Origin of the sequence: Massilia timonae CCUG 45783 (assembly GCF_000315425.1) — a bacterium.
In the GTDB taxonomy this organism is placed as follows: Bacteria; Pseudomonadota; Gammaproteobacteria; order Burkholderiales; family Burkholderiaceae_D; genus Telluria; species Telluria timonae.
The window spans coordinates 537,687-551,559 of the sequence record NZ_JH992926.1; the positions used below are offsets into that span (position 1 = coordinate 537,687).

At 67.5% G+C, this 13,873-nt stretch carries 16 protein-coding genes; 6 read left to right on the forward strand and 10 right to left on the reverse strand.

The window, feature by feature from the left end; all coding sequences use genetic code 11:
- Positions 1 to 79: 79 nt before the first annotated feature.
- Entirely contained in the window at positions 80 to 475 is a 396-nt protein-coding gene (gene arfB / locus HMPREF9710_RS25160) for an alternative ribosome rescue aminoacyl-tRNA hydrolase ArfB (protein WP_005671170.1), read from the forward strand.
- On the opposite strand, the gene HMPREF9710_RS28725 is transcribed toward arfB, so the two are convergent.
- The 5 genes from HMPREF9710_RS28725 to HMPREF9710_RS25185 all read right to left on the reverse strand — a co-directional run bounded on the left by HMPREF9710_RS28725 (position 472) and on the right by HMPREF9710_RS25185 (position 5,038).
- Positions 472 to 816, reverse strand: coding sequence for a hypothetical protein (locus HMPREF9710_RS28725; protein WP_005671172.1), 345 nt, complete (start codon positions 814 to 816; stop codon positions 472 to 474). The two genes, arfB and HMPREF9710_RS28725, sit on opposite strands and share 4 nt — an antisense overlap.
- A gap of 54 nt (positions 817 to 870) precedes the next feature.
- Positions 871 to 2,052, reverse strand: a complete 1,182-nt coding sequence (locus HMPREF9710_RS25170; RefSeq protein WP_005671174.1) for a tetratricopeptide repeat protein — start codon at positions 2,050 to 2,052, stop codon at positions 871 to 873.
- Positions 2,053 to 2,122: 70 nt separating this feature from the next.
- A complete protein-coding gene (locus HMPREF9710_RS25175) occupies positions 2,123 to 3,238 on the reverse strand; it encodes a YsnF/AvaK domain-containing protein (protein WP_005671177.1) in 1,116 nt (371 codons plus the stop codon).
- A gap of 24 nt (positions 3,239 to 3,262) precedes the next feature.
- Positions 3,263 to 3,685 carry a YsnF/AvaK domain-containing protein gene (locus HMPREF9710_RS25180; RefSeq protein WP_005671181.1) on the reverse strand — a complete coding sequence of 141 codons (423 nt, stop codon included), beginning with the start codon at positions 3,683 to 3,685 and terminating at the stop codon, positions 3,263 to 3,265.
- Between the two features lie 102 nt (positions 3,686 to 3,787).
- Positions 3,788 to 5,038, reverse strand: a complete 1,251-nt coding sequence (locus HMPREF9710_RS25185) for a TIGR03862 family flavoprotein (protein WP_005671182.1) — start codon at positions 5,036 to 5,038, stop codon at positions 3,788 to 3,790.
- A gap of 137 nt (positions 5,039 to 5,175) precedes the next feature.
- Between HMPREF9710_RS25185 and HMPREF9710_RS25190 the strand changes: the two genes are divergently transcribed.
- From HMPREF9710_RS25190 to dctP, 5 genes are all read left to right on the forward strand, one after another.
- A complete protein-coding gene (locus tag HMPREF9710_RS25190) occupies positions 5,176 to 5,574 on the forward strand; it encodes a hypothetical protein (protein WP_005671184.1) in 399 nt (132 codons plus the stop codon).
- Positions 5,571 to 5,774: a helix-turn-helix transcriptional regulator gene (locus HMPREF9710_RS25195; protein WP_005671186.1), complete on the forward strand. Its 204-nt coding sequence runs from the start codon at positions 5,571 to 5,573 to the stop codon at positions 5,772 to 5,774. The genes HMPREF9710_RS25190 and HMPREF9710_RS25195 overlap by 4 nt, the downstream gene beginning before the upstream one ends.
- A complete protein-coding gene (locus HMPREF9710_RS25200) occupies positions 5,771 to 6,736 on the forward strand; it encodes an alpha/beta fold hydrolase (protein WP_005671188.1) in 966 nt (321 codons plus the stop codon). The genes HMPREF9710_RS25195 and HMPREF9710_RS25200 overlap by 4 nt, the downstream gene beginning before the upstream one ends.
- Positions 6,737 to 6,749: 13 nt before the next feature.
- Positions 6,750 to 6,968 carry a hypothetical protein gene (locus HMPREF9710_RS25205; RefSeq protein ID WP_005671190.1) on the forward strand — a complete coding sequence of 73 codons (219 nt, stop codon included), beginning with the start codon at positions 6,750 to 6,752 and terminating at the stop codon, positions 6,966 to 6,968.
- 269 nt (positions 6,969 to 7,237) lie between these two features.
- The gene (gene dctP, locus HMPREF9710_RS25210; RefSeq protein ID WP_229409932.1) at positions 7,238 to 8,239 is read left to right on the forward strand and encodes a TRAP transporter substrate-binding protein DctP; all 1,002 of its coding nucleotides are present in this window, start codon (positions 7,238 to 7,240) and stop codon (positions 8,237 to 8,239) included.
- Positions 8,240 to 8,270: 31 nt separating this feature from the next.
- Here dctP and moaD read toward each other — a convergent pair whose 3' ends face one another.
- The 5 genes from moaD to HMPREF9710_RS25235 all read right to left on the reverse strand — a co-directional run bounded on the left by moaD (position 8,271) and on the right by HMPREF9710_RS25235 (position 13,864).
- Complete coding sequence (moaD, locus tag HMPREF9710_RS25215; RefSeq protein ID WP_005671194.1) at positions 8,271 to 8,528, reverse strand: molybdopterin converting factor subunit 1; 258 nt, start codon at positions 8,526 to 8,528, stop codon at positions 8,271 to 8,273.
- Positions 8,529 to 8,535: 7 nt separating this feature from the next.
- Complete coding sequence (locus HMPREF9710_RS25220; protein WP_005671196.1) at positions 8,536 to 9,795, reverse strand: molybdopterin molybdotransferase MoeA; 1,260 nt, start codon at positions 9,793 to 9,795, stop codon at positions 8,536 to 8,538.
- Positions 9,795 to 11,270, reverse strand: a complete 1,476-nt coding sequence (gene thrC / locus HMPREF9710_RS25225; RefSeq protein WP_005671197.1) for a threonine synthase — start codon at positions 11,268 to 11,270, stop codon at positions 9,795 to 9,797. Before thrC ends, HMPREF9710_RS25220 begins: the two co-directional genes overlap by 1 nt.
- A 153-nt stretch (positions 11,271 to 11,423) precedes the next feature.
- Positions 11,424 to 12,812 (reverse strand): L-serine ammonia-lyase, encoded by a 1,389-nt coding sequence (locus HMPREF9710_RS25230; protein ID WP_005671200.1) that lies wholly within the window; start codon positions 12,810 to 12,812, stop codon positions 11,424 to 11,426.
- An 89-nt stretch (positions 12,813 to 12,901) separates the two neighbouring features.
- A complete protein-coding gene (locus tag HMPREF9710_RS25235) occupies positions 12,902 to 13,864 on the reverse strand; it encodes an NAD-dependent epimerase/dehydratase family protein (RefSeq protein WP_005671202.1) in 963 nt (320 codons plus the stop codon).
- Positions 13,865 to 13,873: the final 9 nt, after the last annotated feature.

Sequence of the window (13,873 nt, forward strand, 5' to 3'; positions counted from 1 at the left end):
GAAGAAGTTGAGACGGAACCCTCTATTCTCTAATATCTTCACTTTCTTTGCAGGCCGCCGGCCGGTTTACAATGACGCCATGGCCGTCATCAATCCTCTCGAAGTCGAATTCAGCGCAATCCGGGCCCAGGGTCCGGGAGGCCAGAACGTCAACAAGGTCTCGTGCGCCGTGCATGCGCGGTTCGACATCGGCGCTTCGTCGCTGCCGCAGCATGTGAAGGAACGACTGCTCGCATCGAGCGACGCGCGCATCACGCAGGAAGGCGTGCTGGTGCTCAAGGCGCAGCAGTCGCGCAGCCTGGAACAGAACAAGGAAGACGCCCTGCGCCGCCTGCAGGAGCTGGTCGACAAGGCCTCGGTCGTGCCGGTGACGCGTCGCCCGACCCGGCCGACGCGCGGCTCGCAGCTGCGGCGATTGGACGCCAAGGCGCGCAGCAGCCAGATCAAGTCCCTGCGCGGCAAGGTGAGCGACTAGTTTTTCTCGGGATCAGGCTGCAGCGCCGCGAACCATGCCGCATACGGCGTGTTGGCCACCATCCGCCGGTTGAAATCCGGCGCGCCATCGGTCCACCACACCGGCCCACGCTCTCCCAGCGCGCGCTTGGCCTGGTCGACCGCCTGGCGCGCGGCCCGCTCGGCATTGCCGTCGCGCGCCTTCAGGGCGGCGCCGACGTCCCGCCGAGCCTTCATGAGCTGGTCGACCAGCTGCTGGCGCTCGTCCGGCGCAAGGCCGGGATTGCTGGCTCGCCACAAGCGGCCCGAGACGACGAAGTACCTTCCGTCGGGCGTAGTGGGATGTTTGTCAGGTGAAGGCATGGCCGCACTATACCTAAAGGCGACATGCGCGGCCGTTCGCTTCCTGCGAATCGATCAAGGCTGCAGGCCGTAGCGGTCGATGAACCCTTTGACGCCGCCTGGATTGGCGGCCAGCCAAGCGTTCAGCGCCGGCCGATACGACTGGCGGAACAGGAGCAGCAGGATCGCCGGCTCCAGCTGCCCATCCTTCGCCAGCGCCTGCATCTGCAGCAAGGCGGGGTCGGTCACGCGCTGGTCGCCGAGCGCCCTGGTCTCGTCCATCACCTTCAGGGCGGTGCGCCACGCGCCCAGTTCGATCTCGTACGGCGATTTGTCGGCGGCGCTCTCCGACTGGCGCTGGTTGGATTCGCTCATGCCGAGCAGCAGCCGCATCGCGTAGTTCGGGGTATCGGCCTGGCCGGCGGCCGACTCGTCGATATGGATCGTGAACTTGCCGTCCGCCTCCTGCGCCACGCGCACCCCGCGCCTGAACGCGAACGGCTTGAGCGGCAGGCCGGCGGCGGCGCGCAGCCTGGCCAGCTTGCCCCAGCTCGGACGTTGCGACGGATCGGCCGCGATCGACGCATACAGGGCTGATTCGGCCTGGGTGCGCTGGCCCTGCGCCAGCAAGGCGTCGGACAGGAAGCGCCACGCCTGCGCATTTTGCGGTTCGATCTCGGTGGCGCGCCGGAACAGCGCCTCGGCGCGCGGCCAGTCGCCCTGCATGAAGTGGCAATCCGCCGCGCCCACCCAGGCGCTCGACGCCTTGGGGTCGGCCTCCATCGCCGCTTCGTACTTGAGCAGGGCTTCCTTCGGCTTGCGCTGCGCGAACAGGGCCGAGCCTTCGGCCAGCAGCTTCGCAGCGCGCGGATTCGGCGTATGCAGGGGCGACGCGCCGTCGTCGTCCAGCATGCGCAAGACCTCGTGCGCGATCGGATCGTCGGCGGCGAGCGTGGTCGCGCGCTCGGCCAGGGCGCGCGCCGTCTGGCGCACCTGCGCCGCCTTGTCCTTCGGGGCCACGCTGGACAGTTTGAGCATCAGGCCGGCCTGCAGCGACACCGGCAGCGAGGCGTTGGGGTCGGCCTGCTGCGCGGCCTTGTACTTGTCGAGCGCTTCCTGGTACTTGCCCTGCCCCTCGAGCACGTGGGCGTCGCGCACCAGGGTGTGGCATGGCTCGCCGCATTGCATGGCGGCCGACGCCGCGGTGGTGAAGAACGCCAGCAGCGCAGGCAATAGCAATACACGGATGGATGTCATGGGCGGCCAGGCGACAAAATACCCATGTTACCGCGCCGCCCGCCCCATGTTATTCACCGAATGTCACGGCTCATGCGTCGTATTTGCCCGTCATGCGGTCCCACCCGTGTCGTACGGCCGACTTTATCTTTTCCCAGGTCGAGGCGCCGCCCGGGCGCGCTTCCCAGTCGGTACGCAGCTCGGGCTCGATCTCGTCCCATTGACGGCCCGTGTACCTGCCGCTGCCCGCCACCTGCGAACCGTAGAGATAGGCCGGCGCATAGTCGTCGTACGCCCCGCCGCTGGCGCCATAGGTGAGCTTGAAATGCTCGCGATAGTAGCGCTCGTCGTCGGACATGCCCGCGCCAAGCCGCTCGACGTCGACTTCGGTGTGGCGCACCGTGTCGTCGATCTGCTGCTGGCGTTCGCTGACCTGCTTGCCGATCGAGACTTCCTCGGTGATGCGGGCGGATTTCTCGACCACGGCTTCCTCGGCGCTCTCGCGCATCTCGATGGTCTGCTCCTTGAAAGCCGCCGCGTCGCTCGGGCTGATCGGCTGGTCCACCTTGCGCCGCTGGACGTCGACGTGTTCCTCGCGCAGGCCAATGGTTTCGTGCACCGGGACCTCGACGATGCGCGAGAAGATGCGCATGCCGCCGCGCTGGACTTCGCGCTTGCCGACCCGCAGCTGCTCTTCGACCACCGGGATGGTCGCGCTGGCCGCGCTGGTCGATACGTCGCGCTGCAGCGAGGCGCTGCCCGATGCGCCCTGCAACTGGCCGGATGCCGACTGGCTCGATGCCGCCGCACCCGGCGTCGCCCCTTGCCGTGGCCCGGCGCCCGTCAGCAATGCCCCGGCGGTGCCGACGCCATCCGAATGTTCGTCGATGTCGACCGGCCCGAAGGCCTCGACGACGTCGGCGGCGCGCTCGACGTCGGGTAACGTCTCGGCGCTGAGCGTCACCACGTGCTGGCCCCGCGCGAGCGCGCCGTCGTAGCGGCTCGCGTGGTGCTTGTCCTCGTCGCCGAACAGGTCCTGGAAGAAGTGCTTGACGCTGCTGCCGATGCCTTCGGCGGTGGTGGCGCCGCCAGCATTGGCCTCGGACAGCCGCACGCTCTCGCGGCTGAAACCGGAAGACAGCAGCTGGTCGTACGCGCTTTGCGCGTCGGTACGGTTGTCGAAAACCGCGACTAGCGTATGGTGCATGATGAGCCTCCTTGGGTGATGACTTCAGGCGCCCGAATCGCCGGCCTCGTCGAAGCGCTCGACCTCGACCCGTTCCGCCTTGAGCGAAACGGTATCAAGGTGACGCTCCTCGTGCCGGACCCGGGTGATGTGCAGTTCTTCCTTGATGCGGACCTTGCGCTCCACCACCAGCACTTCTTCGAGCACGGGAATGACCAGGGTGTCGCCTTCGTGGCGGTGACCGGGCGCCTCGTCGGCGCCGACGATGCGATCCACCGGGACATGTTCGACGCGCAGCTCCTCGCGCAGCAGGCGTTCGTCGATGGCGACGGGATGTTCGGTGACGGTCTTGTGGATGCGTACGCCGCGGCCGGTGTCGACCATGCGGGTGCCGACCGCGAGCTGCTCCTCGACGACAGGAATGCGCACTGGCTCCTGTTCGCTCGGCTCGATAGGCGTGCTGGACATGCTCCGCTCCTGGACAAGGCTGCGAGAAGAACGATCCAGCCTACGCCAATCCACGAACGGCATGCGCACCGTTGGCGTTCACGTTGGCGTTCAATTACCCGCTCAGGCGCCGGCGCGCTCCAGCCAGGCCAGCGCATCGCGCCCTGCGGCGCGGCCGCTGGCGAAGCAGGCGGTGAGCAGATAACCGCCGGTCGGCGCCTCCCAGTCGACCATCTCGCCCGCCACGAAAGTGCCCGGCAGCGCGGCCAGCATTGCGGTGTCATCCGCCAGCGCATCGAAGCGCACGCCGCCCGCGCTGCTGATCGCCTCGTCGATCGGGCGCGCGCGCAGCAGCTTGACCGGCAGGCGCTTGATGCCGGCGGCCAGGCGAACGGGGTCGGCGTATTCTTCGCGCGACAGGCATTCGTGCAGCAGCCCGGCCTTGACGCCCTTGATGCCGAGCCGGCTTTGCAGGTGGCTGGACATCGAGCGCGACCCGCGCGGGCGCGTCACTTCGTCGAACACGCGCCCGGCATCGTGGTCGGGCGCCAGGTCGAGCCAGAGGGTGGCGCCGCCAATACGCGCGATCTGGTCGCGCAGCGGCGCCGACAGCGCGTACACCAGGCTGCCCTCGACGCCGCCCCCGGTGATGACGAACTGGCCCTTGCGCCAGGCGATGGCGCCATCCTGGTCATCGCAACCGGCGGCCACCGTAAGCAGCGGCGCGCCGGCGTAGCGGCTGCTGAAATGCTCGCTCCAGCCGACATCGAAACCGCAGTTGGCGGGCGCCAGCGGGGACAGCGCGACCCCGCGCTCGGCCAGCAGCGGCTGCCAGGCGCCGTCCGAGCCGAGCCGCGCCCAGCTGGCGCCGCCCAGCGCCAGGATCGTGGCCTCGGCCTCGACCAGCAACTCCCCTTCCGGCATGGCAAGGCGCAGCCGGCCATCCTGCCAGCCCAGCCAGCGGTGGCGCATGTGAAAGCGCACGCCGGACTCGCGCAGGCGGTGCAGCCAGGCGCGCAGCAGCGGCGCCGCCTTCATCTCGCGCGGGAAGACCCGGCCCGAGGTGCCGACGAAGGTCTCGATGCCGAGCTCGTGGATCCAGGCGCGCACCGCACCGGCGTCGAATCCTTCCAGCCAGCGCGCCACCTCGTCCTGGCGCGCGCCATAGCGCCGCACGAAATCGGGATAGGGTTCGGAATGCGTGATATTCATGCCGCCCTTCCCCGCCAGCAGGAACTTGCGGCCCACGCTGGCCATCGCATCGTAGACGTCGACCTGCGCGCCGCCTTGCGCCAGCACCTCGGCCGCCATCAGCCCGGCGGGGCCGCCGCCGATCACGGCGACACGCTTGGAGGAAAGGGAAGACTGGGTCATGACGGTGCGGGGGACGGAAAAGATGGACCCGCATTGTAGTCGAGTTCGGGCAGCCAAAGACGATGTAAAGGTTGCTTGACATAGCGTCCCGGCAAGCCTACGATGTAAAGTATCCTTTACTACTCGAGGGCGAGACGATGACAGCAAACACGCATGAACGACGGGTCGGCAAGGCTTATCTGAGGGAGCTGGGCATCTCCTTCGCGGTGTATGTGATCCTGCTGGTGGCGTCGATCCTCTACGGCCGGCCGATGGCAGAAGGCGTGCCGCGCACCGTGGTCCTGCTGTCGCCGATGCTGGGATTCTGTCTGATGCTGTGGGCCATCGCGCGCCACCTGGACCGGGTCGACGAATACCTGCGCCGCTACCTGCTCGAATCGTTCGCGCTGGCCGCCGCGCTCACCGCCGGGCTCACCTTCAGCTATGGCTTCCTCGAGACCGCCGGCTATCCGCGCCTGTCGATGTTCGCGGTCTGGGTGGTGTTGTGCGCGGCCACCGTCCTGGTCTGCACGGTGCGGGCGCTGCGCCGGCGATGAAGAACCGCATTCGCGCGCTGCGCGCCGAACACGGCTGGAGCCAGGCCGACCTGGCCGAACGCCTCGACGTCTCGCGCCAGAGCATCAACGCGATCGAGACCGGGCGCTACGACCCCAGCCTGCCGCTCGCCTTCGCCATATCACGGTTGTTCGGCCTGCCGGTCGAAGCCATCTTTTCACCCGATCAGGAGACCGCATGAAGAAAGCTTCCCTGTTGTTCGCACTCGCCGCACTGGCTGCCAGCGCCGCTTCCATCGCCCAGGCCCAGGCGCAGGCCGCGCCTCCAGCGGCGCCAATCGTCAACCGTTTCGCCGCCACCATCGAACCGGCCGAGCGCTTCGAATCCGGCGGCCTGCTGGTCGAGCGCCACGGCAGCCGCGGCCGGCCGGTGATCCTGGTCCCCGGCCTGGCCAGCGGTCCCTGGGTATGGCAGGAGACGATCCGCCAGTTCAAGGACGAGTTCACCCTGTACGTGGTCACCCTGCCCGGCTTCGATGGCCGCCCGGCGCCGGGCGCAACGTCCGACTGGGCGCCGTTCGAAGGCGCGCGCGCCGCCCTGCGCGGCCTGATCGCCGAGCGCAAGCTGGACAAGCCGGTCATCGTCGGCCACAGCCTGGGCGGCACGCTGGCCTATGCCGTGGCGCAGGACCTCGGCAACGGCATCGGCGGCGTGGTGGCGCTGGACGGCCTGCCGGTCTTCCCCGGCACCGAGAACATGCCGCCGCAGCAGCGCCCGCAGGCCGCGATCAACGTGCGCAACCGCATGGCGGCCAGCCGGCCGGATGCCTACGCCGCCGAGCAGCGCCAGTACATGCGCGGCCAGGGCGTGCTCGACATCGGCAAGGCCGACGACATCACGCCGCTGCTGCTGCGCAGCGACCGCGAGGCGGTCGGCGCCTACGTGGCCGACCTGCTGGCGCTCGACCTGCGCCCGGGGCTGTCGAAGATCAGCGCCCCGGTGCTGGTCGTGGCGCCGTTTTACCAGTACGATGCGGCTCAGGATGCGCTGACGGTGACCGACAAGGTCGAGCATTACCGGATGCTGGTCGAAGGGATTCCCTCGGTCGAGGTGGTCCCGATCGCGCCGTCGCGCCACTTCCTGATGATCGACCAGCCGCTGGCGCTGGCCGGCATCCTGCGCCGTTATCTCGACCGCCGTTGAAAGGAGTCATTCCATGCGTCCTGGGTCACAGTCATACCTCCACTGGATCGGCCAATACCTGCTGGCCGCCGGCACCATGTTCCTGCTGCTGTGCGCAATCGACCTGATGCGCGGCGACAGCCTGGCCCACACCTGGGGCCCGACCCTGCTGTGGTCGCTGGCCGCGGCCGCCATCTTCGTCGCCGCGCGCTGGCGCTCGGCCAGCCAGGCCATTACCGACAAGGCCCGCTGACGCGGCTATTCTCCAGGATGGATCAAGGCCGGTTCCACCAGCGTGCGCGATACTGCCGCGTTGGCGCCGGTCTACGTTAACCGCATGCCTTTGTCATAGCTGCAATATTCCGCTTGACATGCGGTGTGGCAGGAATATTCTTGTACACGCCAGCGTGAACGATGGCGCCCGCTCGACGAGGTCAGCCACGATTCGCCCGGCAGTCCGTTAAAACATCTTGGAGGATGTATATGTCGGTAATCAACCGGTCGTTTACGACCCGCAGGGCAATGCTGGGCGCGATCGCGACCAGTCCCCTATGGATGCAGTCCGCCTGGGCCCAGGCCAGCAATCTCAGGATCTCGCACCAGTTCCCCGGCGGCAGCATCGCCCAGGGCGATTTTCGCGACCGCCTGTGCCGCATGTTCGCGGCCGAGGTCGAGAAGCGCACGCGCGGCAGCCTGAAGTTCTCGATCCACCCGGGGTCGAGCCTGATGCAGCCGAACGCCCAGTTCGGCGCGCTGCGCAGCGGTTCGCTCGACATGGCCCTGGTGCCGCTGTCGTATGCGGGCAGCGAAGCGCCGGAAGCGAATATCGGGCTGATGCCGGCGCTGGTCACGTCCTACGATCAGGGCTATGGCTGGAAGAACGCCCCGGTCGGGCGCGAGCTGGCGCGCATCCTCGGCGAACAGGGCCTGGTGATCGTCAGCTGGATCTGGCAAGCCGGCGGGGTCGCCTCGCGCGGCGCTCCGATCCTCAACCCCGGGGACGTGCGCGGCCTGAAGGTGCGTGGCGGCTCGCGCGAGATGGACATGCTGCTGCAGGACGCCGGCGCGACCGTCGTCAGCCTGCCGTCCAACGAGATCCACGCCGCCATGCGCAGCGGCGCACTGGATGCGGCCCTGACCTCGTCGACGTCCCTCATTTCCTTCCGCCTGCAAGAGACGGCCCGCTCGCTGACCACGGCGCGCGGCGGCTCGTACTGGTTCATGTTCGAGCCGCTCCTGATGTCGCGCACCGTGTTCGAGCGCTTGCCCAAGCCGCAGCAGGAAGCCATCCTCAAGGTCGGCGCCGACCTGGAGCAATTCGCGATGAAGATGGCGCGCGTCGACGATGCCGAGGTAGTGTCGGTCTACCGCGGCGCCGGCGCGCGCGTGGTCGACCTCACTCCGGAAGCCCTGCGCGGCTGGCAGGCGGTGGCGCGCAATACGGCGTGGAAGGATTTCGCGGCGCGTAACAGCAATTGCGCGAAATTGATGGCGTTGGCGGAGCAGTCGATCGCGGCCTTGTGATGGAACAGCCGGCCGCGGCGGCCGGCCGCTGTCAACCGCCGGTCACCGGCGGGAAGAATGCCACTTCGGCGCCTTCGCCGATTGGCGTATCGGCGCCGCACATGACCTGGTTGCACGCCATGCGCACCGCACGTTCCGGCGCCAGGGCCTCGGCCCACACGCCGCCGCGTGCGCGCAGCAGTTCGCGCACGCCGCCCACCGTCGCGACATCCGGCGGCAGGTCCAGTTGCTCCTGCGCGGCGCCCACGGCTTCGCGCAGCGCGGCGAAGTATTTCAAACTGATCTTCATGTCTTTCCTAATACTGTAATTCGGCGAACGGAATGAAGCGCACCAGGTCGCCCGCGGCGATGCGGTTGCCCGCCGGGTTGTCGACCAGGCCGTCGCCCCACACCGTCGAGGTGAGCACGCCCGAACTCTGGTTCGGGAACAGGTCCAGTCCCCCGGCCGCGTTCAGGCGCGCGCGCAGGAATTCGTTGCGGCGGTCGCCCTTGGGCAGGTCGAAGTCGGCGCGCACCGTATATCCCTTTGGCTCGACCTGGCCCGTCACGCCCTGCAGGCGCAGCAGGAAAGGCCGCACGAACAGCAGGAAGGTGACGAAGCTCGACACCGGATTGCCGGGCAGGCCCAAAAAGAACGCGGAGCCACCGTCGTCGCCATTACTGCGGCGCACCTCGCCGAACGCCAATGGTTTACCCGGCTTGACCGCGATCTGCCACATCGACAGGCGTCCTTCCGCTTCCACGGCAGGCTTGATGTGGTCTTCCTCGCCGACCGAGACGCCGCCCGAGGTGATGATCAGGTCGTTCTCGCGCGCCGCCTCGCGCAAGGTGGCGCGGGTCGCCTCCAGCGAATCGGGGACGATGCCGAAGTCGCTGATCTCGCAGCCGAAGTTCTCCAGCAGCCCGCGAAGCGTAAAACGGTTCGAGTTGTAGATGGCGCCCGGTTTCAATCCCTCGGGCGGCACGTCGCCCGGCATGGTCAGCTCGTCGCCGGTGAAGAACACCGCCACGCGCAGGCGCCGCCGCACCGGCAGGCTGGCCAGGCCGCTTGACGCCGCCAGCCCCAGTTCCTGGCTGCGCAGGCGGCTGCCGGCCGGCAGGATCACGGCGCCGGCGCTGATGTCCTCGCCCTTGCGGCGGATCCACTCGCCGGCGCGCGGCGCGTGGTGAATGGTGACGCTGTCGCCGACCGCCTCGGCCTGCTCCTGCATCACGACCGCATCGGCGCCCGGCGGGATCAGGGCGCCGGTGAAGATGCGCGCCGCGGTGCCGGGCTCCAGTTCATGGCCGACGCTGCCGGCCGGGATGCGCTGGCTGACCTTGAGGGTGGCGCTGCCGCCCGCGCAATCCGCCGCGCGCACGGCATAACCGTCCATCTGCGTATTGTCGGCCGACGGCACGTCGATCGTCGCCAGCTGGTCCGCGGCCAGCACGCGGCCGTTGGCCTCGAGGGTCGGGATCGTTTCCACCTGCTCGACGGGCCGCGCGGCTTCCAGCAGGAAGTCGAGCGCTTCGCGCACCGACAGCATGGGGGCTTTCTGTACCGGTGCGTTCATCACAGGCCCGTGTGCTCAGCGATGTAGGCCTTCATGCGGCCGACGTCGGCCGGCATGACCACGAAACGCTGCGGCAGCGACTCGATGTTCTCGAAGCCGGCGGGACGCTCGGCGTCCTGGCCCAGCGCTTCGAGGATGGTTTCGTTGAACTTGGCCGCCAGCGCGGTCTCGAGCACGATCATCGGCACGCCCGGCTGCAGGTGTTCGCGCGCGACCTTGATGCCGTCGGCGGTATGGGTGTCGATCGTGATGCCGTAGTCGTCGGCGACGTCGCGGATCGTGGCCAGGCGATCAAGATGGGTCGAGCGGCCCGACAGGAAGCCGAACTTCGCCACATCCTTGAATTCGTCGCCATCGCTGCCCGGCGCGCCGGACAGGTCGAAGCCGCCATGGGTGTCGACCTTGCGGAACAGCGCATGCGTGCGCTCGGCGTCGCGGCCCACCAGTTCATACACGAAGCGCTCGAAGTTCGATGCCTTGGAGATGTCCATCGACGGGCTGCTGGTGTGGAAGGTCTCGGCAGGTTTACGCACGCGGTAAACGCCGGTGCGGAAGAATTCGTCCAGCACGTCGTTCTCGTTGGTGGCGGCCACCAGCTTGTCGATCGGCAGGCCCATCATGCGGGCGATGTGGCCGGCGCAGATATTGCCGAAGTTCCCCGACGGGACGGTGAACGACACTTTCTGGGAGTTAGCGGTGGTGGCCGCCAGGTAGCCGCGGAAGTAGTACACGACCTGGGCCACGACACGCGCCCAGTTGATCGAATTGACGGTGCCGATCTTCTGGCGCGCCTTGAATTCGAGGTCGTTCGAGACCGCCTTGACCAGGTCCTGGCAATCGTCGAACACGCCTTCCACCGCGATATTGAAGATGTTCGGGTCCTGCAGGCTGAACATCTGGGCGGTCTGGAAGGCGCTCATCTTCTTGTGCGGCGACAGCATGAACACGCGCACGCCGCGCTTGCCGCGCATCGCGTACTCGGCGGCGCTGCCGGTGTCGCCCGAGGTGGCGCCGAAGATGTTCAATTCATCGTCGTTCCTGGCCAGCGCGTACTCGAACAGATTGCCCAGCAACTGCATCGCCATGTCCTTGAAGGCCAGGGTCGGGCCGTTCGACAGCGCCTGCAGCACCAGCTTGCCCTGCGCGCCGTCTTCCAGCACGCGCAGCGGGGTGATGTCCGCGCTCGATTCGTCGGCGCGGGCGTTGCGGTAGACCGCCGGCGTGTAGGTGCGCGCGGTCAGCGCCTTCAGGTCGGCGTCCGGGATGTCGGTGGCAAACTTGCGCAGGATTTCATAGGCCAGTTCGGCGTACGAGAGCTTGCGCCAGGCATCGAGCTCGGCGCCAGTCACCTGCGGGTATTCGGCCGGCAGGTAGAGGCCGCCGTCCGGGGCCAGACCACCTAACAGGATGTCGGAGAATTGCTGGGGATTGCGTGCTGCGGACGCGCTCGTCGCGCGGGTGGACACATAATGCATACAGTTTGAAGATCCGGTTGGCTCACATTGAAACTTTATTATAGTGGGAGCGGGCGGAAATGTATGCTGTGCTGCAAAAAACGGGGTTGTGGCGCATACGCCACTACCCCGCCCCCGCGCAGGCGGGGGGCCAAGTTTGTACGAACGGCCGTATCAGCAGGCCGCGTGATTGACCGTCACCACATGAATCGCCAACCCGCCCAGCGAGGTCTCCTTGTACTTGACCTGCATGTCGGCGCCAGTCTGGCGCATCGTCTCGATCGCGCTGTCCAGGCTCACGAAATGGGTGCCGTCGCCCTTCATCGCCAGCGAGGCGGCGGTGATCGCCTTGATCGCGCCCATGCCGTTGCGCTCGATGCATGGAATCTGCACCAGGCCGCCGATCGGGTCGCAGGTCATGCCCAGGTGGTGCTCGATGCCGATCTCGGCCGCGTTCTCGATCTGTTCGTTGCTGCCGCCCAGCGCGGCCACCAGGCCGGCCGCCGCCATCGCGCAAGCCACGCCCACCTCGCCCTGGCAGCCGACTTCGGCGCCCGAGATCGAGGCGTTCTTCTTGCACAGCATGCCGATCGCGCTCGACGCCAGCAGGAAATCGCGCACGCCCCGCACTGGATCGATCGGCCGGCAGTCCTCGGCGTAATAGCGCAGCACTGCGGGAATGATGCCGGCGGCGCCGTTGGTCGGCGCGGTGACGACCCGGCCGCCGGCCGCGTTTTCTTCGTTGACCGCCATGGCGTACAGGCTCACCTGCTGCACCGCGTCATGCGGCAAGGCGTTCAGTGGTTGCTGTTGCGCTTGCTGTGCCTGCTTCCACAGGCCGGCCGCGCGGCGGCGCACGTCCAGGCCGCCCGGCAGGCGGCCCTCGGTTACCAGGCCGTGGCAGATGCACTCGCGCATCACGCGCCAGATATTGTCCAGGCCCGCATCCAGTTCTTCGTCGCTCATGCGCGTGCGCTCGTTGGCGCGCAGCATGTCCGGGATGCTCAGGCCGTGGCGGCGGCCATGCTCGAGCAGCTGGGCCATCGTGTCGAACGGGTATGGGACCGGCGCCGCGTCCGTTTCAGGCGCGCGCGCCTGGCTCTCGCCGGCCGCGGTGATGAAGCCGCCGCCGACCGAATAATAAATGCGCTCGATGATGCTGCCGTCCTGCAGATGGAGCACGAAGCGCATGCCGTTCGGGTGCTCCGGCAGGGTCGAGGCCTTGTGCCAGACCAGGTTCGTCCTTGCGCTGAACGGCACCGGTTTGGCGCCCAGCAGGTGCAGCACGCCGTCGAATTCCGCTTCCGCCAGCTTGTCCTCGACCGCGCTCGGGTCGACGTCCTGCGGGGTCTCGCCCATCAGGCCGAGGATCACGGCCTTGTCGGTCGCGTGGCCGACGCCGGTCAGCGCCAGCGAGCCATACAGGTGGGCTTCGACGCCGACCGCCTGTTCCAGCATCCCGCTCTCGAGCAGGAAGCGGCGCGCCGCCACCATCGGGCCCACGGTGTGGGAGCTCGAGGGGCCGATGCCGATCTTGAACAGGTCGAAAACACTCATGTCCATGCTTGTCTCACTTTTCGGTTCTTATAATGATTGCGGCCTGGCGCGTCGAGGCGGCAGGCCGTTGGATGCGTGTCCTGGCAAGGCGGGGCTTACGCCGCCACGCCCAGGCCCACGTCGATATTCTTCAGCATCGAATCGACCATCTCGTCGACGCCAATGCGCGATTTCCAGCCCCAGTCGGCGGTGGCGCGGCTGTCGTCGAGGCTCTTCGGCCAGGAGTCGGCGATCTGCTGGCGGCTGTCCGGCTTGTAGTCGATGCGGAAAGCCGGCAGCGCCTTCGAGATCGCGGCGGCCAGTTCGCGCGGGTTGAACGACACGCCCGCCACGTTGTACGACGAACGGATCGCGACTTGCTCGGCTGGGGCTTCCATCAGCTCGATGGTGGCGCGGATCGCGTCCGGCATGTAGATCATCGGCAGGGTCGTTTCCGGCCCCAGGAAGCACTCATAGGTTTCGCCGCGCAGGGCCGCGTGGAAGATCGCGATCGCATAATCCGTGGTGCCGCCGCCCGGAGGCGATTTGTAGCTGATGATGCCGGGGTAGCGGATGCTGCGCACATCGACGCCATACTTGCTGTGATAGTACTCGCACAGGCGCTCGCCGGCCAGCTTGCTGATGCCGTAGATCGTGGTCGGATCCATGATCGTGAACTGCGGCGTGTTCTCGCTCGGGGTGGTCGGACCGAAGGCGGCAATTGAGGATGGCCAGAACACCTTCAGCGGCTTGCCCGCTTCGCCCCGTTCGCGCGCGATCTCGAGGATGTTCAGCAGGCCGTCCATGTTCAGCGACCAGGCCGTCAAAGGGGCCTTTTCGCCGGTGGCCGACAGCATGGCGGCCAGCTGGTAGACCTGGGTGATGCCCTCATCCGCGACCAGGCGCGCCAGGCTGTCCTTGTCCAGCACATTGAGCACGGTATAGCGCGCGGCGCCGTACAGGTTCTTGTCGCCGATGTCCGAGGCGATCACGTTCTGCGCGCCGTGCTTGTCGGCCAGCGCGCTGACCAGTTCACTGCCGATCTGGCCGTTGGCGCCGATGATGAGGATGCGTTCCATGCTGTCTTC

Excerpts from the sequence above, each read along its gene's own strand:
- HMPREF9710_RS25230 (WP_005671200.1), bottom strand. The coding sequence starts at position 12,812 with ATGGACATGAGTGTTTTCGACCTGTTCAAGATCGGCATCGGCCCCTCG.
- HMPREF9710_RS25175 (WP_005671177.1), bottom strand. The coding sequence starts at position 3,238 with ATGCACCATACGCTAGTCGCGGTTTTCGACAACCGTACCGACGCGCAA.
- HMPREF9710_RS25235 (WP_005671202.1), bottom strand. The coding sequence starts at position 13,864 with ATGGAACGCATCCTCATCATCGGCGCCAACGGCCAGATCGGCAGTGAA.
- HMPREF9710_RS25170 (WP_005671174.1), bottom strand. The coding sequence starts at position 2,052 with ATGACATCCATCCGTGTATTGCTATTGCCTGCGCTGCTGGCGTTCTTC.
- HMPREF9710_RS25200 (WP_005671188.1), top strand. The coding sequence starts at position 5,771 with ATGAAGAAAGCTTCCCTGTTGTTCGCACTCGCCGCACTGGCTGCCAGC.
- dctP (WP_229409932.1), top strand. The coding sequence starts at position 7,238 with ATGCTGGGCGCGATCGCGACCAGTCCCCTATGGATGCAGTCCGCCTGG.
- HMPREF9710_RS25195 (WP_005671186.1), top strand. The coding sequence starts at position 5,571 with ATGAAGAACCGCATTCGCGCGCTGCGCGCCGAACACGGCTGGAGCCAG.
- HMPREF9710_RS25205 (WP_005671190.1), top strand. The coding sequence starts at position 6,750 with ATGCGTCCTGGGTCACAGTCATACCTCCACTGGATCGGCCAATACCTG.
- HMPREF9710_RS25190 (WP_005671184.1), top strand. The coding sequence starts at position 5,176 with ATGACAGCAAACACGCATGAACGACGGGTCGGCAAGGCTTATCTGAGG.
- HMPREF9710_RS25220 (WP_005671196.1), bottom strand. The coding sequence starts at position 9,795 with ATGAACGCACCGGTACAGAAAGCCCCCATGCTGTCGGTGCGCGAAGCG.
- moaD (WP_005671194.1), bottom strand. The coding sequence starts at position 8,528 with ATGAAGATCAGTTTGAAATACTTCGCCGCGCTGCGCGAAGCCGTGGGC.
- arfB (WP_005671170.1), top strand. The coding sequence starts at position 80 with ATGGCCGTCATCAATCCTCTCGAAGTCGAATTCAGCGCAATCCGGGCC.
- HMPREF9710_RS28725 (WP_005671172.1), bottom strand. The coding sequence starts at position 816 with ATGCCTTCACCTGACAAACATCCCACTACGCCCGACGGAAGGTACTTC.
- thrC (WP_005671197.1), bottom strand. The coding sequence starts at position 11,270 with ATGCATTATGTGTCCACCCGCGCGACGAGCGCGTCCGCAGCACGCAAT.
- HMPREF9710_RS25180 (WP_005671181.1), bottom strand. The coding sequence starts at position 3,685 with ATGTCCAGCACGCCTATCGAGCCGAGCGAACAGGAGCCAGTGCGCATT.
- HMPREF9710_RS25185 (WP_005671182.1), bottom strand. The coding sequence starts at position 5,038 with ATGACCCAGTCTTCCCTTTCCTCCAAGCGTGTCGCCGTGATCGGCGGC.